The organism is Thioclava sp. GXIMD4215 (genome assembly GCF_045291555.1).
Lineage (GTDB): Bacteria > Pseudomonadota > Alphaproteobacteria > Rhodobacterales > Rhodobacteraceae > Thioclava > Thioclava litoralis.
Genome location: NZ_CP149517.1, coordinates 361,885 through 383,252, shown reverse-complemented (window position 1 = coordinate 383,252; position 21,368 = coordinate 361,885). Strand labels below are relative to the sequence as shown.

The 21,368-nt window shown below is 62.5% G+C and carries 22 protein-coding genes; 10 read left to right on the top strand and 12 right to left on the bottom strand.

What is annotated here, in order from left to right; all coding sequences use genetic code 11:
- Positions 1–20 precede the first annotated feature (20 nt).
- The 4 genes from WDB86_RS18325 to WDB86_RS18310 all read left to right on the top strand — a co-directional run bounded on the left by WDB86_RS18325 (position 21) and on the right by WDB86_RS18310 (position 5,044).
- Positions 21–1,370, top strand: a complete 1,350-nt coding sequence (locus tag WDB86_RS18325; protein ID WP_341486019.1) for a glutamine synthetase family protein — start codon at positions 21–23, stop codon at positions 1,368–1,370.
- Positions 1,370–2,680: an FAD-binding oxidoreductase gene (locus WDB86_RS18320; RefSeq protein ID WP_330629602.1), complete on the top strand. Its 1,311-nt coding sequence runs from the start codon at positions 1,370–1,372 to the stop codon at positions 2,678–2,680. The genes WDB86_RS18325 and WDB86_RS18320 overlap by 1 nt, the downstream gene beginning before the upstream one ends.
- A gap of 119 nt (positions 2,681–2,799) precedes the next feature.
- Entirely contained in the window at positions 2,800–4,290 is a 1,491-nt protein-coding gene (locus WDB86_RS18315; protein ID WP_330629603.1) for a Na+/H+ antiporter NhaC family protein, read from the top strand.
- Positions 4,291–4,366: 76 nt separating this feature from the next.
- Positions 4,367–5,044, top strand: a complete 678-nt coding sequence (locus tag WDB86_RS18310) for a type 1 glutamine amidotransferase (protein WP_330629604.1) — start codon at positions 4,367–4,369, stop codon at positions 5,042–5,044.
- Positions 5,045–5,248: 204 nt separating this feature from the next.
- On the opposite strand, the gene WDB86_RS18305 is transcribed toward WDB86_RS18310, so the two are convergent.
- The 7 genes from WDB86_RS18305 to WDB86_RS18275 all read right to left on the bottom strand — a co-directional run bounded on the left by WDB86_RS18305 (position 5,249) and on the right by WDB86_RS18275 (position 12,612).
- Positions 5,249–5,689 carry a hypothetical protein gene (locus tag WDB86_RS18305; RefSeq protein WP_330629605.1) on the bottom strand — a complete coding sequence of 147 codons (441 nt, stop codon included), beginning with the start codon at positions 5,687–5,689 and terminating at the stop codon, positions 5,249–5,251.
- Positions 5,690–6,040: 351 nt separating this feature from the next.
- Positions 6,041–6,799, bottom strand: a complete 759-nt coding sequence (locus WDB86_RS18300; RefSeq protein ID WP_330629606.1) for an IclR family transcriptional regulator — start codon at positions 6,797–6,799, stop codon at positions 6,041–6,043.
- 130 nt (positions 6,800–6,929) lie between these two features.
- A complete protein-coding gene (locus tag WDB86_RS18295; protein ID WP_330629607.1) occupies positions 6,930–8,162 on the bottom strand; it encodes an FAD-dependent oxidoreductase in 1,233 nt (410 codons plus the stop codon).
- Between the two features lie 203 nt (positions 8,163–8,365).
- Complete coding sequence (iolB, locus tag WDB86_RS18290) at positions 8,366–9,160, bottom strand: 5-deoxy-glucuronate isomerase (protein WP_341486018.1); 795 nt, start codon at positions 9,158–9,160, stop codon at positions 8,366–8,368.
- 284 nt (positions 9,161–9,444) lie between these two features.
- A complete protein-coding gene (locus WDB86_RS18285; RefSeq protein WP_330629609.1) occupies positions 9,445–9,648 on the bottom strand; it encodes a hypothetical protein in 204 nt (67 codons plus the stop codon).
- A gap of 130 nt (positions 9,649–9,778) precedes the next feature.
- On the bottom strand, positions 9,779–10,456 hold the full coding sequence (locus WDB86_RS18280; RefSeq protein ID WP_341486017.1) for a YjbF family lipoprotein: 678 nt from the start codon (positions 10,454–10,456) through the stop codon (positions 9,779–9,781).
- Positions 10,453–12,612 carry a YjbH domain-containing protein gene (locus tag WDB86_RS18275; protein WP_341486016.1) on the bottom strand — a complete coding sequence of 720 codons (2,160 nt, stop codon included), beginning with the start codon at positions 12,610–12,612 and terminating at the stop codon, positions 10,453–10,455. The genes WDB86_RS18280 and WDB86_RS18275 overlap by 4 nt, the downstream gene beginning before the upstream one ends.
- A gap of 15 nt (positions 12,613–12,627) precedes the next feature.
- Between WDB86_RS18275 and WDB86_RS18270 the strand changes: the two genes are divergently transcribed.
- The 4 genes from WDB86_RS18270 to WDB86_RS18255 all read left to right on the top strand — a co-directional run bounded on the left by WDB86_RS18270 (position 12,628) and on the right by WDB86_RS18255 (position 15,024).
- Positions 12,628–12,816: a hypothetical protein gene (locus WDB86_RS18270; RefSeq protein ID WP_406721727.1), complete on the top strand. Its 189-nt coding sequence runs from the start codon at positions 12,628–12,630 to the stop codon at positions 12,814–12,816.
- Positions 12,813–13,418 carry a nitroreductase gene (locus WDB86_RS18265; RefSeq protein ID WP_341486014.1) on the top strand — a complete coding sequence of 202 codons (606 nt, stop codon included), beginning with the start codon at positions 12,813–12,815 and terminating at the stop codon, positions 13,416–13,418. The genes WDB86_RS18270 and WDB86_RS18265 overlap by 4 nt, the downstream gene beginning before the upstream one ends.
- A 10-nt stretch (positions 13,419–13,428) precedes the next feature.
- The gene (locus tag WDB86_RS18260) at positions 13,429–14,151 is read left to right on the top strand and encodes an EI24 domain-containing protein (protein WP_330629614.1); all 723 of its coding nucleotides are present in this window, start codon (positions 13,429–13,431) and stop codon (positions 14,149–14,151) included.
- Positions 14,152–14,250: 99 nt separating this feature from the next.
- Positions 14,251–15,024 (top strand): L-iditol 2-dehydrogenase, encoded by a 774-nt coding sequence (locus tag WDB86_RS18255; RefSeq protein ID WP_330629615.1) that lies wholly within the window; start codon positions 14,251–14,253, stop codon positions 15,022–15,024.
- A 118-nt stretch (positions 15,025–15,142) separates the two neighbouring features.
- On the opposite strand, the gene pqqE is transcribed toward WDB86_RS18255, so the two are convergent.
- Genes pqqE through pqqA form a run of 5 tightly spaced genes read right to left on the bottom strand, consistent with a single transcriptional unit; the run spans position 15,143 to position 18,319 of the window.
- Entirely contained in the window at positions 15,143–16,285 is a 1,143-nt protein-coding gene (pqqE, locus tag WDB86_RS18250) for a pyrroloquinoline quinone biosynthesis protein PqqE (protein ID WP_341486013.1), read from the bottom strand.
- Positions 16,282–16,557: a pyrroloquinoline quinone biosynthesis peptide chaperone PqqD gene (gene pqqD, locus WDB86_RS18245; RefSeq protein WP_330629617.1), complete on the bottom strand. Its 276-nt coding sequence runs from the start codon at positions 16,555–16,557 to the stop codon at positions 16,282–16,284. Before pqqD ends, pqqE begins: the two co-directional genes overlap by 4 nt.
- Complete coding sequence (gene pqqC / locus WDB86_RS18240; RefSeq protein WP_341486012.1) at positions 16,554–17,300, bottom strand: pyrroloquinoline-quinone synthase PqqC; 747 nt, start codon at positions 17,298–17,300, stop codon at positions 16,554–16,556. The genes pqqD and pqqC overlap by 4 nt, the downstream gene beginning before the upstream one ends.
- Positions 17,297–18,193, bottom strand: coding sequence for a pyrroloquinoline quinone biosynthesis protein PqqB (pqqB, locus tag WDB86_RS18235; protein ID WP_341486011.1), 897 nt, complete (start codon positions 18,191–18,193; stop codon positions 17,297–17,299). Before pqqB ends, pqqC begins: the two co-directional genes overlap by 4 nt.
- A 27-nt stretch (positions 18,194–18,220) precedes the next feature.
- On the bottom strand, positions 18,221–18,319 hold the full coding sequence (gene pqqA, locus WDB86_RS18230) for a pyrroloquinoline quinone precursor peptide PqqA (RefSeq protein ID WP_330629620.1): 99 nt from the start codon (positions 18,317–18,319) through the stop codon (positions 18,221–18,223).
- Between the two features lie 436 nt (positions 18,320–18,755).
- Between pqqA and WDB86_RS18225 the strand changes: the two genes are divergently transcribed.
- Positions 18,756–19,016: a hypothetical protein gene (locus WDB86_RS18225; protein ID WP_339109820.1), complete on the top strand. Its 261-nt coding sequence runs from the start codon at positions 18,756–18,758 to the stop codon at positions 19,014–19,016.
- Complete coding sequence (locus WDB86_RS18220) at positions 19,016–21,313, top strand: sialate O-acetylesterase (RefSeq protein WP_406737092.1); 2,298 nt, start codon at positions 19,016–19,018, stop codon at positions 21,311–21,313. The genes WDB86_RS18225 and WDB86_RS18220 overlap by 1 nt, the downstream gene beginning before the upstream one ends.
- Positions 21,314–21,368 lie beyond the last annotated feature (55 nt).

The following is a 21,368-nucleotide window of genomic DNA, read 5'->3' as shown; positions in this document are numbered from 1 at the left end:
TATCGCATTTGGGGGGAGCGATGGAACGACAGGATGCGAATCTGTGGTTGCAAGACCATCCGGAGATCGAAAGCGCCCTTGTGACGGTCTGCGATCTGAACGGGATGCTGCGTGGAACGCGCGTTCCTGTGGCGCAGATCGGCAAGCTCTGCGATGCCGGATTGCGGATACCTCTTGCGGCTTTGGGGGTGGATGTCTGGGGGGAGGAGATCGCGCAGCAAGATCCGCTTTTCCCCTCCCGCGAGGCCATCGGACGCGGTGGCATGATCGAGCGCGGGCTGTTACCGATGACATGGGCCGATCCGCCCGCCATCCTTGCCCCGATGACGCTTTCCTGCGCGAATGGCGATCCCTTTCCGGCGGATCCACGGCGCGCCCTTGAAGAGATCACCCGCCGTTTCGCCGCGCTTGGCCTGACCCCCGTTGTCGCGACCGAGCTGGAATTCTACCTCGTCAATCCCGAACCCGATCTGCCGGAACCTCCGAATTCGCCGGTTTCGGGCAAGCAGCTTCACTCCGATGATGTCTATTCCGTCGATGAGCTGCTGCATTTCGATGATTTTCTCAGCGATGTTTTCGATGCCTGTCGCGAGCAGGGCATTCCCGCCGATGCGGCGATTTCCGAAAATGGCGCGGGACAGTTTGAAATCAATATGATGCATGTCCCCGACCCGCTGCGCGCCGCCGATGATGCGATCTTGTTCAAGCAGACGGTGCGGGGGGTGGCCCGCAAGCACGGCCTTGCGGCGACCTTCATGGCCAAGCCCTATGGTGCGCTGTCGGGCAGCGGCTTCCACGTCCATTTCTCGCTGATCGACAAAGACGGTCGCAATGTGTTTGACGATGGCGGGCCGCAGGGCACGGATCTGCTCTGGCATGCGGTGGCGGGGCTTTTGCATACGATGGCCGAATGCACATTGACCTTTGCGCCGCACGAAAACTCCTATCGCCGTCTGGCGCCAGGGTCGCACGCGCCTTCCGCCATTGCATGGGGCTATGAAAACCGCACGGTCGCGGTGCGTATTCCGGGCGGCAGCCACAAGGCACGCCGGATCGAACATCGCGTTGCCGGTGCGGATGCCAACCCCTATCTGGTGCTGGCCAGCATTCTGGGCGGGGCCCTGATGGGGATCGAGGGCAAATGGGACCCCGCCGCCCCGATTACCGGCAATGCCTATGATCAGGATCTGCCGCATCTGCCGCTGGACTGGGCCTCTGCAATCGAGGCCTTCAAGGTCGGGGCGCATGTGCCCGCGATCTACAACCCGCAGCTTCAGCGTATGCTGACGGCCTGCAAGACGCAGGAATTGCGTGTGTTCAACCGCCGCGTGACCGATTTCGAATATCACACCTATCTGGAGACCGTCTGATGAATGCGATGACCGCTTCCTATGCTGGCGCGGGCCAGCACACCGGCAGCTATTATGCTGCCTCGGCCAACCCGTCGCCCCGTCGCCCGCAACTGACCGGCGATCAGGATATCGATATCTGTATTGTCGGTGCGGGATATAGCGGGCTGTCGGCGGGGCTGTTTCTGGCCGAGAAGGGCCATCGTGTGGCGATTGTCGAGGGCGCGCAGGTCGGCTGGGGGGCCTCGGGGCGCAATGGCGGGCAGATCGTGAACGGTCTGAACGCCTCCTTGCAGACCATCGAACGGCGCTATGGCCGCGATACGGCCTCTTTCGTGGCGGGGCTCGTGCAGGAGGGGCAGGAGATCATCCGGGACCGGATTGCCACTTATGACATCCGTTGCGATCTGAAAAACGGCAATATCTTTGCGGGCTATACCGCTGCGCATATGCGCGAACTCGAAGAGCGCAAGGCGCTTTGGGAGAGCTATGGCCATCATAATCAGGAAATCCTGAGCAAAGCGCAGCTGCGCGAGAAAATCGGTTCGGATGTGTTCTCCGGTGGGATGATCGACCATACCGGCGGGCATATGCATCCGCTCAATCTGGCGTTGGGAGAGGCTGCGGCATTCGAACAGAATGGTGGCGTGATCTACGAGCATTCGCCGGTAACCTCTGTCGATACCGAGGCCGCGCGGCCCGTCGTGCGCACCGCCAAAGGCAGCCTGACCTGCAAGACGCTGATCCTGTGTGGCAATGCCTATCTGGGGAAGGTGGTGCCGACGCTGGAATGGCGGGTGATGCCGGTCTCGACGCAGATGATCGCCACCGAACCTCTGGGCGAGGCACTGGCACAGGAAATCCTGCCGGGGGACGAATGTATCGAAGATATCCGCTATATCCTCGATTACTTCCGCCTTTCGGGGGATAAGCGGCTGATTTTTGGCGGCGGGCTTGTCTATGGCGGCACCGATCCGGCGGATATCGAGGCCAAGATCGTGCCGAACCTCAAGAAGGTCTTCCCGCAGCTGTCCAATGTGAAGATCGATTACCGCTGGTCGGGCAATTTCGCACTGTCTTTCTCGCGCGTGCCGCAGATGGGCCGGATCGGTAGCAATACCTATTTCGCGCATGGCTATTCCGGTCACGGGGTCACTGGCGCGCATCTGTTCGGGCGGATCCTGTCCGAGGCCGTGGATGCCGATCTGTCGCGCTTTGATACCTTTGCCAAAATCCCGTGGATTCCGTTCCCCGGCGGGCGGACCTTCCGCGTGCCTTACACGGTCATGGGCGCGTGGTGGTATGCGCTGCGCGATCGTCTGGGTATCTGACCACCGTCCGTTACCTCGTTTTTCAACCCTCGCGCCCCGAAGGGGCCGACACCCCAAAGCGGCACGCCACTGCCCGACGCGTGCCGCAACAAAAACAAAGGGCCAGAGAGGAACTAACCATGGAACAAATGACGCGCACCATTCTTGCGTATCGTAATCATCCGAAAGCGGCATGGGTTCTTGCCAGTGTGCTCGCGGTGATTGCCTTTTTCTATTATCTCTACGTCACCCATACCCCTGACACGTCCTGGGGCGCGCTGAGCCTTTTGCCCACGCTGCTGGTTCTTGTCATGGCCATTGTCACGCGCCGTCCCTTCGAGGCGCTGATCATTGGCGGCTTTGCCGGCCTGATCATGCTGGGCGGGGGCGATCTGATCGCGCATTTCTCAGACCGGCTTTCCAGCGTGATGGGCAGCGAGACCATCGTCTGGATCATTCTGGTCTGCGGCTTGATGGGCGGGCTGATCGCGCTGCTGGAGCATTCGGGCTGTCTTGGCAGCTTCTCGTCATGGCTGCGCACCAAGATCAAATCCCAGCGCCAGTCACTGGTGGTGACGGCCATGATCGGGGTGATCGTATTTATCGATGACTATCTGAACTGTCTGGCCGTCTCGTCCTCGGTCAAGAAGCTGACCGACCATTACAAGGTCTCGCGCGAGAAGCTCGCCTATATCATCGATTCCACCGCAGCGCCGATGTGCGTCATCGTGCCGGTCTCGACTTGGGCGGTGTTCTTTGCGGGGCTGCTGGAAGAAAACGGGATTGCCGCAAGCGGCAAGGGCCTGTCGCTCTATCTCTCGGCGATCCCTTTCATGATCTATGCATGGGTCGCGCTGATCCTCGTGTTTCTGGTGGCTTTCGGCGTCATCAAGGATTTCGGCCCGATGAAAAAAGCCGAAGCCCGTGCCAAGGCCGGACAGCCGATCCCGCCCGATTTTCAGGGCACCGAAATCGAAGCCGTGATCTATGACGGCAAGAAGATGAGCAATGGCGTCGGCATGTTCAACTTCCTCTTCCCGATGGTGCTGCTGGTTGTGGCGACGATCTATTACGAAATCGACCTTCTGCGCGGCGTGCTGCTGACGCTGGTGGCCACGGTCGGACTGTATTACCTGCAGGGCCTGCTAAGCTTCGAGCGCCAGATGGAAGCCATCTTCGACGGTTTCAAGGTCATGCTCTATCCGTTGTCGACGGTGATCGCGGGCTTCCTGCTCAAGGATATCAATGACGCTCTGGGCATGACGCAATATGTCATCGAGTCGCTGACCCCCTTGATGAGCAAGGAACTTCTGCCCGCGCTGGTCTTTGTCTCGCTGGCTCTGGTGGTGTTTGGCACCGCATCGAGCTGGGGCGTGTTCATCATCGCCATTCCGATTGTCGCACCGGTTGCACAGGGCATCCATGCCAATATGGCGCTGGTGATCGGCGCGCTCCTTTCCGCATCTTCCTTCGGCAGCCACGCGTGTTTCTTCAGTGACTCGACCGTGCTTGCCGCACAAGGGGCAGGATGCTCACCCATTTCCCACGCCTTCACGCAATTCCCCTATGCGTTGTTCGGCGCGGTTGTCACGGTGGGCGTCTTTCTCGTGCTGGGCTACGTGATGGCCTGACACGAATGGGGCGGAGGGCTGCGCGGGCAGGTCTCCGCCTCTGGTCTTTCTGGCAGTGAGTTTCAAAGGAGTGGCCATGAAAATCGGAATTTTGCAGACGGGCACGTCGCCCGATGAGCTGAAGCCTATTCACGGCGATTATGATGACCTGTTCAAGCGGCTCTTGGCAGGCAAGGGCTTCAGCTTCGCGACATGGCGCGTTCTGGATGGCGAACTGCCGCACTCGGTGCATGATGCGGATGGCTGGCTGATCACGGGGTCCAAATTCGGGGTCTATGAGGATCACCCCTGGATCGCCCCGCTCGAGGCCTTTCTGCGTGCGGCCTATGCGGCGCAAGTGCCGATTGTGGGCGTGTGTTTCGGGCACCAGATTCTGGCGCAGGCCCTTGGGGGCAAGGTCGAGAAATTCGCGGGCGGCTGGTCCGTCGGGGCCACCGAATACCGGATGGAAGATGGCAGTAAGCAGATGATGATGGCCTGGCATCAGGACCAGGTCGTGGTGCCGCCGCCCGAGGCGCATGTGATCGGGCAATCCGACTTCTGTGCCAATGCGATGCTGGCCTATGGTACGAAAGCCCTGAGCGTCCAGCCGCATCCCGAATTCAGCCCGAGCTTCCTGAGCGATCTCCTCGAAGCCCGTCAGGCGGTCCTGCCGCCCGAGATTGCAGAACGCGCCTATCAGCGTCTGGATGTCCCGCTCAGCTCGGACCGCTTTGGCGAGAAGATTGCGGATTTCTTCAAGATGCCCAGATAGGTTCTGCCGGTTTGAAAACGCGATGCGCGCGGTCTTGCCAAGGACCGCGCGCATTTTTGTGTCTGCCATAGGGGCCGCTGTCTGGTGCGGATCGGCGCTGTTGCAGGACGGGGGGCTGGCCAATCTGGGGACAGCCCCCGCGCCCGACAGGTGCGGACCGGCGGGGGGAGCGCCGATCGCACGGGAGTGTCTTGGGCCGCGCCCTTACACGCTGGGGAAGGTCGCCACCGCCAGCACGGCAGAGGCCGATCCCAGCAGCAGGACTGCAGACGAGAACAGCGTCACATTCGCATCGCATTCGCCCAGAATGGGCAGCATGAAGGGGGTGACACCGTTCACCTCGTCCACCAGCGAAAGCTGAAGGCGCTTGCGCAGGAAAACCGCTGTCCAGAAGCCGCCATAGGCGCAAAGGGCCAGAATGGCGGGCACCCAAAGCCGCCAGCTGTCATCGCCTGCCGTCCAGATCAGATACAGCGAGACAAGCCCGATATACACATAGGACATCACCTGCCAGACGCAGTGGAAGCGCGCATGCGAGGTCCAGGAATGGTTGAACCAATGGGTTTTATTGGTGTCGAACGCGAAGGGAATCGCGCTGTAGCCCAGCGTCGATACGGTCAGCAAAATCTTGGCTGCCAAAAGCATAGGTGATCCTCCCAGATGCTATATATGGGCCGCTCCTCAACGGCTCTGCACCGTAATGTGGTGCACTGTATCGCAATGTGGTAAAATCGCGAAGTGATGTCAAGCGACAGTTTTTGAGATAGATCAAATTTCTCCGCGCCGGTGGGGACGCGGAACGGGGCCTGTTGCTGCCTTGAATCTCGGTAAGTTGCGAAGAATTCGCCACAAAAAAGGGCCTTTTGCCCTATGCGGGGCGGCGGCGCGGCGGAAGGATTTTGGGGCCCGCAGGGTGCGCGCAGGGCGCAGGACAGCCCCGCAGGGCACGAGGCTCTGGGGGACCGCTTGGCAATACAGTGGATCGGGGGCGGGCGTTCAGACGGTGGCGCCGAAGGCGTCCTGCACCCGCTTGCGGAACAGCAGAAGCGCCGCCTTGACGGCAGCGGCATGGCGTTCAAAACGGAATTTCGGCATCGCCACGCCCAAGGCGAGGTTCTGGCCGTTGATCACCGGCAGGGTGATCGCGATGGCGCAGGTCTGTTCCGAGAATTCCTCGTTATCCAGAAACAGTCCCGACTGCGCCTGGGTGCCGACCTGGTCCAGAATGGCCTGCGGATCGGTCAGCGTGTGTTCGGTAAAGCGCTCGGGAGCCGCGCCCAGACGGGCAAGGGCGCTTTCGCGGCCCATCTGGGACAGATGCGCCTTGCCATTGGCGCTGGAATGGATGGGGTGTTCGCGCCCGACATAGGACAGCACGCGGATGCCTTCATGCGCGGCCAGCTGTTCGATCACGATGGCCTTGCCATGATCAAACAGGGTGAGGTCGATATTCTCGCCCACCTCGCGATGCAGGTCTTCCATCAGCGGGCGCAGAAGCTGGCGGATGTCGATCTGGACCTTCGCCCCGAGACGCGCCAGTTCCATGCCCAGCGAAACGCCCTGATGGCCTGCCGTCTTGGCCAGAAGCCCCTCGGCATGCAGGGCGGCGACCAGTCTTTGCACGGTCGATCGCGCCAGCCCTGTGGCTTTGGCGATCTCGCCCAGACTGGCTCCCGGATTGTCCGCTACCACGCGCAGAACGAAGACCGCCCGACTGATCGACTGGCCATCTCTGACCCGGTCCTTATCGCTCACCTGACTCTCCTTTGCGCGGCTTGATCTGTGTTCCAGCTATCGCGCCCCTAGGGTGAACGCAAGCATCCCGCCGCCGGAACGCAGAAAACGCGCCGGATTCTTGCCGCAAGCGCCGGAAACCGGCAGGATCTTACAAGAATTGCGGTGCAAGCGCCTGAGTCAACGCATCCTGCCGCCCCTCAACGATCTGGGCCAGAATCTCGCCTGTGGTCGGTCCAAGGGTGAAGCCCTGATGGCCGTGGCCGGTATTGAGCCATAGCCCCGCCTCTCCGGCGACCGGCCCGACCATCGGCAACATGCCCGCAAGGCAGGGGCGGTGCCCGTGCCACAGGCTGTCGGGAACGGCCTCGCCGATCTCCATCAACTCACCCGCCGCCTGACGGCCGCGTTCCAGCTGCCTGAGGCAGCGCGGGGCCGAGGCGGCGGTCAGCTCGGCGCCGGTGGTGATGCGCAGCCCGCGCGTCATCGAACTCAGCACGATGCCGCTATCGACATCCACATAGGGGCGGCTCAGGGTCTGGGCGGTCCGGTAATGCCCGTGATAGCCGCGTTTGAGGATCATCGGAACCCGCCGCCCGAACCGCGCCAGCAGCGCAGGCGACCACGGCCCCAAGGACACTACCGCCTGTTCGGCATGGATCTTGCCGTCGGAGGTCATGACCGACCAGCCCTGCGCAGGCTCTCGGGTCAGGGTCATGGCCTCGCCGGTGACGATCTGCCCGCCGCGTTCCACGAAGAGGTCGGCATAGGCGCGGGTCAGCGCGCCCGGGTCCATGCTGCTCCACGGGCTGGTCCAGAGCACCATACCCGCGACCTCGCCGGTCAGGGCGGGTTCGGCGGCCTGAAGCTCGGCGCGGCTATGGGTTTCGAAGGGGATGCCATATTCCGCCTCGATCCTTGTGGCATGGGCCTGTGCCGCCTCCAGCGCCTTGGGGCTGCGATACAGTTCGCCCATTCCGCTGCGCCGGATCAGCGGTTCCGCGCCCGAGGCAGAGATCAGCGGCGCATGGTCGAACAGCGCGCGCCGGATCAGCTCGACATAGCTGGCCGCTGCGCGCTTATGCGCGGCCGGAGCCGAGGCACGGAAATAGCGCCACAGGTTCGGCAGCATCGGCAGCACATGTCCGAGATGCCAGACGACATCATTGCTTTGCCCGCTGGCATAGCTCCACAATGTCGCCAGATCGCGGGGGATGGCATAGGGTTCGACCGCTTCGGACTGGATGACGCCCGCATTGCCGTGGCTCGTCTCCAGGCCGGGGGCCTGACGGTCGATCAGGCATACCTCATGTCCGCGTGCCTGCAGGGCAAGGGCCGATCCGACGCCCACCATTCCTGCGCCTAAAACAATAAAGTCAGTCATCTATACAGTCTTTCCGGCCTGAATGCGGCTGAATATGTATCCCTGTATTCGCCATAACCATCAAGCCGATTGTTTGCCGCCCCGTCACAAGGCGCGGTAATGGGCCGGACCACGCCGCCACAGGCAGGGTGTGGCGGCGTGGTCCGCGCAGGGCGCAGAGCTGTGTTTCAGGCCCCTATGGCCCCGTCGTTTATACCCGTCGTTTAAAACAGATGCTCGACCTCTGGCGCGGGGACGAAGCGCCAGTTGCGGCGGGGGCCTGCCATGACGTTGAGATAATACATCTCGAACCCGTGCGGCGCACCGCAGGGATGGTGTCCGCGCGGCACACAGACCACATCGCCATCCCTGACCGCCATCACCTCGTCCAGGGTGCCGTCATCGGTATAGACGCGCTGCACCCCCCAGCCCTGCGCCGGATTGAGCCGGTGATAATAGGTCTCTTCGAGATAGGTGATGCGGGGGAAGTCATCCTCGTCATGGCGGTGGCTGGGATAGGAAGACCAGTTGCCCGCAGGGGTGAAGACCTCGGTCACCAGCAGGCTGTCACAATACGGTTCGGCCTCCATCGCGATATTGTTGATGAACCGGCTGTTGGACCCTTCCCCGCGTTGGGTGAGGGTGATGTTGTCCGGCCCGATCCGGCGTGCTTCATGGCCGCCCTTGCCCGGTGCCTGACAGACGGCGATGGTGCAATCGGTCTGAGCGGCGGCCTCCCAATCGCTGCCATTGGGCAGATAGAGGCAATGCGGCGGGGTCTTCTCGAAGACATCCATCCGCTCGCCCAGAACCCCCCAGTCCTTCCCTGCGCCGCTCACCGCAGCGCGGCCCTCGACCATGACAAGGATCACTTCGTTTGACCCTGTCGCCTCATGCGCGCGGTCGCCCGCTTTCAGCCGGTAAAGCGAGAACCCCACATAGCGCCACCCTGCCGAAGCCGGTGTGATGTCATGGACCTTGCCGCGTGTTCCGAACGGCTTGTGCTGCAAATTCGACATTCTACTCTCCTCTTGCTCCGGCGCGTTTCCGCTGCCGGGCCTCCTCCTGTTTCAGGTTAGAACATGGGGTCCGCGTGGCTTCAACCCGCGCAGGGCGGGTATCGCAAAGGTGTCGTTGGCCTGTTTTTGCAAAGCCCGATTGTGGAAGGTCGTTTTGGAAGGCCCTATCAGCAAGGCGCCTTCAGCAAGGTCTGTGAGGAAGGCCCATGCAAAAGCTCACGCAAAAGCCCGGCCAAAAGGCCGGGCTTGCGTCTGAAAAGCAGGCGGGTTTGCCCGCAGGGGGATCAGTTGGTCGTGGTGGTGGTCGAGGACGAGTCGTCTTCAGCCACAGCGATCCCGACAGCAACGGCCAGAACCAGACCGCCCGCAATATAGGCACCAGCGCCCACGCCCGGCAGGCTGGTCGGACCGGCAAGGCTGTCTGCGCCTTGAGCATGTGCGGTGGAAGCGGCAGTCAACAGCGCGAGAGCGGCGAGAACTTTTTTCATGGGTACACTCCAGTTTGGACAGCAATCACGATTAGGGTAGCAGGCTTAGGGTCACTTTCAATTTTTCTTGTGCGGCGGCGCGCGTTTTTTCGCTCATGCAGAAAATGCCTGTGTCCTATTGCCCGGTCTTTCAGCGGATAATCTGCCGGAATCGGACATAGCCAAGCCGCGGCCCGCCCCATTGGCGGGACTGCCAGAGCGCCCCATCCGCCTTGCCCAGCCAGTAATCATTGACGATCCGCCCACCCTCGGGCGATGTGCAGCGTTCCTCAAGGTGACGCGTGGCGTGATTTTCACCAAGAATTTCAACCATCTCGTCTGGTTGTGCCGTCAATGTGCATTGTAGCGTCAGGCGGATTTCGGAATAGTCGTCGGCGCGGATGACGTAGTGGCGTTCGCCGCCATGTGCCGGACCCATCCGGCCCTGTGCGCCGATCGGCGCGGAGGCTGAGAGCAGATCGAAGCCCAGCCCGCGTGACGCAATCAACACACCATTCCGAAAAGTAAAGGTCGCTTTGTCGGAGCTTTGCCATGTCACCACGGTTCCGGGCAGCGAATCACTCTGCCGCGTGGCGGGGGTGACATAGCCTGTCAGGCCGGTCCGGTCGGGGGTGACCTCCATGACCGGCAGGCCGACCTGTGCAAGCTGGGTGCGCGAAAGCTGCGGCGGGGCAGGCTGGCGCGACTGTTTCAGGGCGGTCATCAGGCTCTTGCCGATCACCTCTTCGCCTTTGGGGGCCTCGACCCCGCCCGAGCAGGCGGCAAGGGCGGCCAGCAACACGACCGGTAGGAGAGCGGAGAACTTCATTGCCAGAACCCTGCCTTCTGTTGTGTCAAGCTCGTTGCATCCTTGCCACGAACAGAGTTGTAAAGCCGTCTGGGCACATCGAGCCGCTGACCGCCATCGCGCTGGACCGGACGGATGGTCAGGCCATAGTTGCTGCGATTGGCATCCCCCGTCAGCCAGTCGATCGGAATGCTGAAGCGGATCCCCTTGTCAAAAGACCCCTCGCCGAAGTCGTCGGACGAGACATCGGTCACGGTCACAAAACCACCCACGGACCAGCCATTGTCGAAGATGCGGTCAATCGACAGGGTCGCGCCATAATCGCCTGCCAGATAGCGCCCGGCATCGACCTCCAGCAGATAGTCGTCAAAGCGGTAATAGGCCGAGACATGGCCGGTCACCACGTCATAATCGCGGAAGCCCAGAAGCTGGTCATAGTCGCGTTGCTTGGCATAGTTCAGCTCGACCCCCAGCCCGAGGGGATTGTCGGCCTGTTTCCACAGCACTTCGCCCGAGACCCCGCCATACATCTGTTCAAACAGGCCCGCGCTGGCACGGGCGTAAAGATCGGGGGCCAGTTTCCAGTTATGCTGCAGATAGAGGTTCTGCACCGTGCTGTCATATTTCGCATATTCGGTCTGGTCGGTGCGCACATGCGGCAGCACCGAATCCGAGCCGCGCCCGTCCTTGATATTGCCCCAAGCGCGCTGGCGCAGCGTGCCCGCCAGCGTCCAGCCCTGTGCGAATTGCCAGCTGGCGCCGAGCTGCGCCCCGACATCCAGCCGGAACGGTTTGGAAGGGTCGAAATAGCCGGGCTTGGTATAGGGGGTCAGCGACCACGAGAATTTCGGGTAGAGATCCTCGTTCCGGCGTGCCTGTGCGGCAAGGGCAGGGGCATCCGTGATGCGGGCCTTGGCCCAAAGCGCGTCGGTTGCATCGGGAAGATATTCGGTGTTCTCCAGCGTGCTGCGGTCAATGTTGAACGCCGAGCCCGCCATCCCGTCCACCATCGGAACGATGTGGAATTCCTCAACCGTCGCAGGCAGATAGCGCGCCAGTGCCCGTGCAACCCGCCCGACAGCCAGCGTTTCGGCCTGATGGCGGGTATTGCGGTAGCGCAGCTCGGCGCTGCGCAGATGCAGCGTCACCGATTCAAGGATCAGGCCGTCTTTGGCAAGCGCCGCTTTCAGATCGGTGTAGATTTCGTCATGCACCGCCTCGCTCTGGACCCAGGAGGGATCCCAATCGCTGGCATCGGCCCATTGGCGGCGCGGCGGCACCGGATCGGGGGCGGCCACGGCAATCGGGGTGATGGCATGGCGCGGATTGAGCTGGAGTTGCGCATTTACCCCCACGATCGAGCCGTAAAGATAATAGGCCCCGACGCGTAGCTGGTCCGAGACCTGATACTCGGCCCCGAAATTGAAGGCGCTCTTGCGCTCGAACACATCCGAGGCCTCTGTTTCGGTTTCATAGCGGTCCGAGGAATATTCGGCCTTCACGCTCCAATTCGCGCCGCTGTCCCATTCCAGCCCCGCAAAAGGGGCGACATCGCCACGGAACCACTGATCGGTCGACAGTTTGCCGCCGCGGCTGTTGCTGTCATAGGACGGACGGTCGCCGGTCGAGGTGATCGCCCCGAAAGACCCGAGCCGCCCCCAGCCAAGCCCCGCGCTGACATGCAGGCGGCCTTCGTTATTCGGGCCGAAGCCGGGCGTGGCAAAGCTTTTCCCCGCGACAATATATTCCGAGGCATTCAGGCCGGTTCCGGCGAAATCCTGTAGCCCCAGCGTGATCTGGGGCGTGTAATGCCCCTCTTTCAGCAGGCGCAGGCGCAGATCGAAGCTGCGGTCGTAATAGGTGTCGAACCCGTAAAGATCGAGATCCTTGATCCCGCTATAGCGGAAGGTGGCCGAGAGCCACGGGAAGGCTTGAAAGGTCAGGTTATAGCGCGAAATGCCACTGGTATAGGAATAGCTGAATGCGGTCTGGCCGTCGGGCAGCATCTCGGCGGATGGCATGTCGATTCCGCCGGGCACCCCGTACATGTTCAGCGATGCGGCCGGAGGCTGGGTGAAATGCAGGTCGCGACTGTCCTGTGCCCGCGCCGGCAGACAGGCCCCACAAAGAAGGGCAGCCGTGATCGCGCTGCGCCATGCGGACGGGTGGTTTTTCACAAGGTTCAACCTTCATTGCCAGACGTGCTGTTCACCATAGAGCACGAAGCCGTGAAGCAGCGCAACCGCTGCTATGCGTTTTCGCCCTTCGCAGGGGCCTTGCTGGCGGGGCGTGTTGTTGTGGCGCCGATAAATGAAGCGGTTGAATTCGGGGACAAAGCCCCCGATATCTGGGCGGATGATGGACAGGAGGCCCGACAATGACCGTGCAAGAGGCAGCAATCAATCCGGCAATCATGCATCCGCAAGTGCTGGAGTTTCTGAAAACCCGCCGTTCGCGTCCGGCCAAGACGCTTGTGGCGCCGGTGCCCGATGACGCGGCATTGCAACCGATGCTGGAGATCGCGGCGCGTTCGCCCGATCATGGCAAGCTGGAGCCTTGGCGCTTTATCGTATTGCGTCGTGCGGCGCTTGAACGTCTGGCCAAGGCCGCGACGGCGGCTGCACAGGCCGAAGGTCTTGCCCCCGTTGACGTCGAAAAGGCGGCCAAGCAGTTCGGGGACAGCCATCTTTGCGTGGCCGTGATCAGCGCCCCCGTTGACAGCGCCAAGATTCCGCAGATCGAGCAGACCCTGTCGGCAGGGGCTGTCTGTTACGGGCTTCTCTGCGCCGCGCTGGCGTCGGGGTGGGGGGCAAGCTGGCTGTCGGGCTGGGCTGCGCATAATGCGGTTTTCGGGCGCGATGTGCTGGGGCTGGCAGACGGGGAATGGGTGGCGGGCTTTGTCCATATCGGCACCGAGGGCGTTACGCCCGTTGACCGCCCGCGCCCCGATCTGGCGCGCATCACCAGCTATGTGACCGAGTAAGGGCCAGCCCATGATCTTTTCGTCGATCCGCCATGCTGTGGAAGATGTGTTCCGGCCCGGCGCCTTGAAAGTGCTGGGGCTGGGCGTCGGGCTTTCGGTCGGGCTGCTGGTGCTTGTCACGGTGCTGTTCACATGGGTTGTGGGGGCGATCACCCCCGACCATTTCACCTTGCCTTTCACCCATTACCAGATCGGTTTCGTCAATGATGTCGCGTCGCTGGCCACCATCGGGCTGATGCTGGTGCTGTCGATCTTCCTGATGATCCCCGTTGCCTCGGCGTTTACCGGCCTCTTTCTGGAGGATGTGGCGGCGCTGGTCGAAGAGGCCCATTACCCCGACCTGCCGCAGATCCGCAAATTCACGCTGGCCGAGACCATCGCCGATAGTTTGCGCTTTCTGGGCGTGGTGATCGTGGCGAACCTTGTCGCTTTCACGGTCTATTTCTTCATTCTGCCCTTTGCACCGCTGCTGTTTTTCGGGCTGAACGGCTATCTGCTCGGGCGGGAATATTTCCAGATGGCGGCGGCGCGCCGTCTGCGCAAGGAACAGGTGCAGGCGCTGTATCTCAAGCATCGCTGGACGGTCTGGATGACCGGCGCGCTGATGGCCGTGGTGTTGACCATTCCGGTGGTCAATCTGGTGGTGCCGGTGCTCGGGGCGGCGACCTTTACCCATCTCTATCACCGCCTGACGGGGCAGGTGCCGAGGCCGCGGGTTCTCTCCTCGCTCTAGCTGCCTTCACGGCAGGGGCCTGCGCCATGTTGCCATTTTCTGGCGGTCGCATAAAACTGGCCGCCAAGGGGCGGTTTGGGCCCGTTTGGAGGATCATCTATGAAACGACTCGAGGGCAAATCCGCCCTGATCACCGGCTCGGCGCGCGGCATCGGGCGGGGCTTTGCCGAAGCCTATATCCGCGAAGGCGCAAGGGTGGCGATTGCCGATATCAATCTGGCCGCCGCCGAAGCGACCGCCGCCGAGCTGGGGCCGCAAGCCTATGCGGTCGAGCTGGATGTGACCTCGCAGGACAGTATCGACGCCGCGATTGCCGCTGTCGTGGCGACGGCGGGCAAGCTGGATATCCTGATCAACAATGCCGCGCTGTTCGATGCGGCGGAAACGGTTGATATTACCCGCGCAAGCTATGACAAGCTTTATGCCGTCAATGTCGCGGGGACGCTGTTCACCATGCAGGCGGCGGCAAAGCAGATGATCGCGCAGGGGCATGGTGGCAAGATCATCAATATGGCCTCGCAGGCGGGACGCCGTGGCGAGCCGCTGGTGCTGGTCTATTGTTCGACCAAGGCGGCGGTGATCTCGATGACGCAATCGGCAGGGCTGAACCTCATCAAGCACGGGATCAATGTCAACGCCATCGCCCCCGGTGTGGTGAATGGCGAACATTGGGCGCATGTGGATGCGATGTTTGCCAAGCTGGAGGGCAAGCCGCTTGGCCAGAAAAAGGCCGAGGTCGAGGCCGGTGTGCCCGCAGGCCGCTATGCCGAACCGTCGGATCTGTCGGGGATGGCGGTGTTTCTGGCCTCCGAAGAGGCGAATTACATCGTCTCGCAAACCTATAATGTCGATGGTGGCCAGTGGATGAGCTGAGGCTCTGACGCGCTGCGGCGCATCCAAGGCACGGCAGGCCTTCTGCATGTCGTGCCTTTTTGCGTTTCCCGAAAGCGTTCGGGGCCGCGTGCGCGCAGACCGATCGCCTCGGGGCGCGTCAGGATGCAGTGACGCTGGCCGCGTTTTCGCGAAAGACAAGATCGGTGTGGTCTACCATGTCTGCGGCCCGTGAGGAAGCCGGTGAGGGAGCCTGTGTGGAATACTGCTCCGCGAGGGCCTGCATCTGTGCATGGGCCGGAGATTTCTGGCAGACAGGGTCTGCGGCGGCCGCATCTCCGGCGATGGCCAGCGCCTGACACCGGCAGCCACCGAGATCCTTGAGCTTGTGTTCACAGGACCGGCAGGGCTCCTGCATCCATTCGGTGCCGCGATAGGCGTTGAAGGCGGGGCTGTCATACCAGATCTCCCGCAGCCCATGGTCCCTGATCGACTGGAAGGTCAGATGGGTCAGGGTCTGGGCCGCATGACATGGCAGAACGGTGCCCTCCGGCGTGATGTTCAGCCCGACAGAGCCCCAGCCATTCATGCAGCGTTTCGGGAAGTCACCGTGGTAATCGGCGGGCACGAAATCCACAACCAGCGTGCCTTTCAGCCTGATGCGCGCCTCGCGGACAAGGCGCTCTGCCTCGCGGGCCTGTTCGCGGGTGGGCATGAGAGGGGCGCGGTTGCGCATGGCCCAGCCATAGAACTGCACGATGGCCACCTCGATCCGGCGCGCGCCCAGTTCGACGGCCATCTCCAGGGCACGGGGCAGCTGGTGCAGGTTCTGACGATGCAAGACGCAGTTCAGCGTGAGCGGCAGGCCAAGCGCACCGATCCATTCTGCCGTCTGCATCTTGCGGTCGAACCCGCCGCGATAACCACCGATCCTGTCGGCCGTGGCGGCATCCATTCCCTGCAACGAGAGCTGCACATGGTCCAGCCCGGCCTCTGCGAGCGCGGTCAGCCGCGCTTCGGTCAGGCCGATCCCCGAGGTGATGAGGTTGGTATAAAGCCCCGCAGCCCGCGCCCCTGCAACCAGATCGGCCAGATCCCGCCGCGCGGCGGGTTCTCCACCGGAGAGATGCAGTTGCAAGACGCCCAGATCTGCGGCCTCGTGGAAGACACGCAGCCAGTCCTCTGTCGCAAGCTCGCGATCTTTCGCGGTCAGTTCCAGCGGGTTGGAACAATAGGGGCAGGAAAGCGGGCACCGATGGGTCAGTTCGGCCAGCATGGCCATCGGGGGCGGGATCTGGCTCATGCAACCTCCAGAATACGGCGCGCGGCAAGCGTGGAGATGAACCCCGCCACATCCGGTGCGATTTCGTCTTCTGGCGCATCGTATTTCGTGGCCAGCCGCCCGACAAGGGTTGCGAAATCTGTGTGGTTGTCGATCTCGGTCAGGATGGCATGGCCGATCTCGTCCAAGGCAATGGTTTTTTCCGGTGCCAGCAGGACCCAGCGGTCGCGCACGCGGTCACGGTGCAGGCGCACACCGCGCGGGATCACCGGCACGGCTGTCGCCGCGATCATGCCGCCACCGCCCGCAGATATGTGCCGGGCTGCCAGCCGCCGGGGGGGATGCGAGCAGGCGTGACATAGGCCGAATAAAGCGCGTCCAGCTGCGCCCAGAGCACATCCGTCTTGAACTCCAGCGCCGCCGCCGCCGCATCCTGTTTTTCCTGCGTATCGGCATGGTCCAGCACCCATTGCAGCCCGAAGGCCACGTCTTTCGGGGCCTCGGACAGGCGGCGCTTGAAATAGGACAGGGCGCGTTCATCCGCAAAATCATAATGTTGCAGAAGCCCTTCGATCCTGTTGGCGTGAATTTTCGGGGCAAAAAGTTCGGTGAGCGAAGAGGCCACCGCCTCCAGCAGGGTCTTGTCCCGCACAAAGCGCAGATAGGCGTCGCAGGCGAAGCGGGTCACCGGAAGCACCCCTTCCCGCGCGGCGACATAGGCGCGGTCGAGGCCGACGGCATCGGCCAGACGCAGCCAGCGTTCAATCCCCCCCTCGTTTTCGCCATGCCCGTCATGATCTTCGATGCGCGAGCGCCAAGCGCGGCGCAGGGCAGGATCTTCGACACGGCTCATGAACGCGGCATCCTTCATCGGGATCGTGTGCTGGTAGTAATAGCGGTTGATCACCCATGCCCGCACCTGATCGGGGGTGCACCGGCCCCCATGCAGCAGGTCGTGAAAGGGATGTTTGTCATGATAGCGTTCGGCCCCGATCTGGCGCAGGCGGGCTTCGAACTCTTCGCGTGTCTGGGTCATAAGGACACCTCCATCCCGTCCCGTCCGATGATCCAGCCCTGCGCCTGAGCGATGGCGGTCTGGGGCGAGGCGGGGTCCAGCACGGGATTGCTGTTATTCATATGGACGAAAATCTTTTTCGCGATATTCAGGCGGGCAAGCTGCGCCATGCTGCCCTGTGGCCCCGAGATGGAGATATGCCCCATGCGCTGTCCGGTTTTCTGGCTGAGCCCCGCCGCGATCATCTCGTTATCGGTCCATAAGGTGCCGTCGAACATCACCAGATCCGCCCCTGCCAGCTTTGTGGCCAGCCAGTCGGGCACATGGGCGCAACCGGGAATGTAATAGGCGCGCCTGCCGCCCGCACGCAGCTCGACCCCGACGGTCTGTTCGCCCAGAAGGCCGGTCTCGACCTCTGCGCCTTCCAGATAGAGCGGCACTTTCCCCGGCACGGCGAAGAGTGTGGCGCTTAGGTCTGGGGCCAGGTCGAAAGGCTGGTCAAGCCGCACGGCGGTCCGCGTCACACAATCGGCGCGCAAAGCATCAAAGACCGGATTCGCGGCCAGCGTTCCGTGAATATCGGCTGTGGCGAAAAGCGTGAAAGGCTGGCTTTCGCGCAAGACCAGCAGGCCCGCCACATGATCGATATCGCCATTGGTCACCAGAACCGAGCGCAATGGCATCTCCCGCAGCCCTGTCGGATGCAGTTCGGGTGTGGCCGCCAGCTGCGTACGGATGTCGGGAGAGGCATTCAGCACCGCCCAATCCCGCCCGTTCCCGCTGACCGCGACCGAGCTTTGCGTCTGTGGCGCAATGCGGCCTTCACGTGCCGCATTGCAATTATCACAACCGCAGTTCCATTGGGGCAAGCCGCCACCGGCTGCCGCACCGAGGATGCGTAGCTTGATCGACATGGTGCAGGCCCCAGCGTTCAGGCGGATTTAGAACAGAACGCCGCCTTCATCCCCGGAATCCGGGCCGTACATGTTGATTTCCATGCCGCAATCGATCTCGCGCAGGACAGGTTTCTTCCAAGCCATGATGTCTCCTCCCATAAGGCTCCCGTTTGATGATTTCTGCATATCGGCACTGGCGCGACAATAATACCAAGGTCGCATGTTCGGCTTCACCTTCGGGCAAGGAAATCATGTCGTCCTTCGGAAGATTCGGGGTCATCCCGTGCATGGGCGGTCCGCTGCGCCTGCCTTGACCATCCTGTTACGACGATATTCCCTCAGGTCATCTGTGGGCATCGGCTTCCTGCAAGGCAAGCGGTTCGGCCCGATAGCTGCCGATTTTTCATGATGAAAGACTTTTTCCAACGTCTTCGCCGGCATTGTGCCCTGTCGGGCAGGATGCGCCCATGTCTCTAGTTAAGCGGATGATTTGCGGCTCCGCGGCGCAACGTGCGGTGGTCTTACGCTTTGTTCAGCCGCCCCTCTGATCCTGAACCGGATTTCCACGCAGGAGGCTTTCATGGCGGACGACTATCACGGAATTACAAGCCTGACCGGACCGGCGCTGAACGGATTTGCGATCGCGCCCGATGACGACGCGGATCTGGCGCAGGTCACACGCGGTATCTATCTGGGGCAGGGCGGGGATCTACGGGTGACGCTGGCCGGTGGTCAGACCGTGACATTCACCAATATTGCGGCGGGGGGCATTCACGGGTTGCGTATCCGCCGCGTCTGGGCCAGCGGCACCACTGCCACCGAGATGGTGGGGCTGTACTGATGATCGGGATCGGATCTGGATTTATGTCGGGCGGCGCGGGCGTGTCGTTGCGCCGCAACGGGGATGGCACGGTGACGGTCGGCGGGGCGGGGCTGGGGTTCCGCTGGTCGGTCGATGGGGGCGGCAGCTGGACCGAGGAAACCACCCTGCCCTTGACCCTTCCGGTCGCGGCCCATCAGGAAGTGCGGGTCGTCGCGTTGGGACCGCCGCGTGTTCTCTTGGCGCAGCAGGTGCCTGTGTTCCTGCTGTTGGGGCAATCCAATATGGTCGGGCGCAACCTCTATGACGGGCTCGGGCGGTTCCCTGCGGGGGTGCGCCAATGGACAAGGGCGGGGGAACTGGCTCTGGTCGAGGAGACGTCCGAGCTGGATTTCGATGACCCGTGGTTGTCGAATGGCGAGGTTTTCGGCCCTGCGGTGACCTTTGCCCGCGCCTATATGGCGGCAAACCCGCGCGAGCCGCTTGTGCTGGTGCCGCGGGCGGTGGGCAATACCGGCTTTGTCGATAATCGCTGGAATCCCGGCGATGATCTTTATGCGGCGACGGTGGCCGATACCAATGCGCTTTTTGCGGCACATCCCGAATGCGTGCTGGCGGGGGTTTTGTGGCATCAGGGCGAAAGCGATGCGCAGGCTGCGGCGGCGGCCACCGCCTATGAGGCCCGCTTTGATGCCATGCTGGCGGGGTTGCAAAGCGAGATCACCGTGATGGAGGCCAGCACGCCGGTCATCGTGGGCGGGTTCTCCTCGGCGGTGGGCAGCGGCTGGCCCTATCTGTCGCAGATTGCCGCGATCCATGCGGATCTGCCCAACCGGCGGTCCTATAGCGCCTATGTCGACGCCTCGGATCTTACGCTGAAAACGGATGGCATCCATCTGGACGCGGCCTCGAGCCGTGTGCTGGGTGCCCGCTATGCGCAGGCCCTGACCCGCGCGCAGAGCCATCAGATCACGCTGGTTGCCGAAGCCGAGGCCGATGCTGTGGCGCATTATCTCTTTGGGGAGGATAATGTGGCCGATACCGATTTGCGGGGCGCCAATGCGCTGAGCGAAACACCGGGTGCGCGGGCGCAGGGCTATATCAGCACCCGCACGGGCGATGGGGGCGGGCTGAAAACGCCGCTGGCCGAGACGGCGCAGATGACGCTGTGTGCTGTGATCCGCAACCCGTCAAGCGATCCTTCTACCGTCTATTTCGGCACTCTCGGGTCCAACACCAGCTTGGGCGAGGGGTTCAACGGGGCGGGGCTGTTTGACAATGGGGCGGCCTCGGCGCTGTATCTCAACCAGAAGAACGATGCGGGCGGCAATACCCTCATGCCGCTGGCCACGCCGACGCCTTTTGTCGAGAACGGCTGGAACTTTGTGGCAATGGTGCTCGATGCGGCCAGCATGTCGGCCTATCTGCATGATGGGACCGCTGCGCAATTTGCCACGCAGGCCATCGCGCGGGCAACGCCTACGGGGAAAGCCATCGCGATCGGGTCGCGCTATTATACGGGTATCAGCGATGCGGTCGATGTGGCGGAGTTTCTGGTCTATGACCGTGCGCTGTCCGAGACCGAACTGGAGGCGTTGGCGGCACGCTCGACCGCCCGTCTGGCGGCGCGCGGGATCACGATCGGTGTCGCACAGCAGAGCCTGCCGCTGGAGACAGCGGCCACAGCGCATTACCTTTTTGGCGCAGACAATCCCGGCCACAGCGATATCGCGGGCGCAAACCCGCTTCTGACAGCCCCCGCATCCGTGTCGCAAAGCCATATCACCACCATGCAGGGTGATAATGGCGGCGTCGAGACACCGGTTCTGGATGCGGAGAGCTTCACGCTCTGTCTGGCGTTACGGGCGACAAGCGGGGCCAGTGGTCAGGGCATTCTGGGCGGCTCGCTGTCCGGCCCCGGGACGGGCAATCACGGCTGGGGCATGTTCGAGAATGGCGGGGCGCTGTATTTCAACGCCAAGACTGCGGGGGCCAATGATGCCATCGTTGCCGAGGCGGCATCGCCGCTTGTGACCGAAGGGTGGAGTTTTGTCGCCATGACCGTGTCTCCCACGGGCAAGAGCTATTTCCGTGGGTCTTCGGGCGGGGCGGTGTTCAAAAGCGATACGCAGACCCGTGACATTGCCACCATTGCCACAATCGGGCTGGGGCCGCTGCGCTATGCCGGATTTGCGGATGCCTATGATATTGCCGAGGCGATCCTGTTCCAAGGGCAGGCGCTGGATCAGGCAGGGTTGCAGGCGGTCTATGAGCGTTCGGTGGCACGTCTGGGCGCGCGTGGGGTGACGCTGGGCTGAGTGTTGGTGACAGGAAGAGCGGGTCTCCTCCCGCAGGGCATTGCCGGCCCTGCGG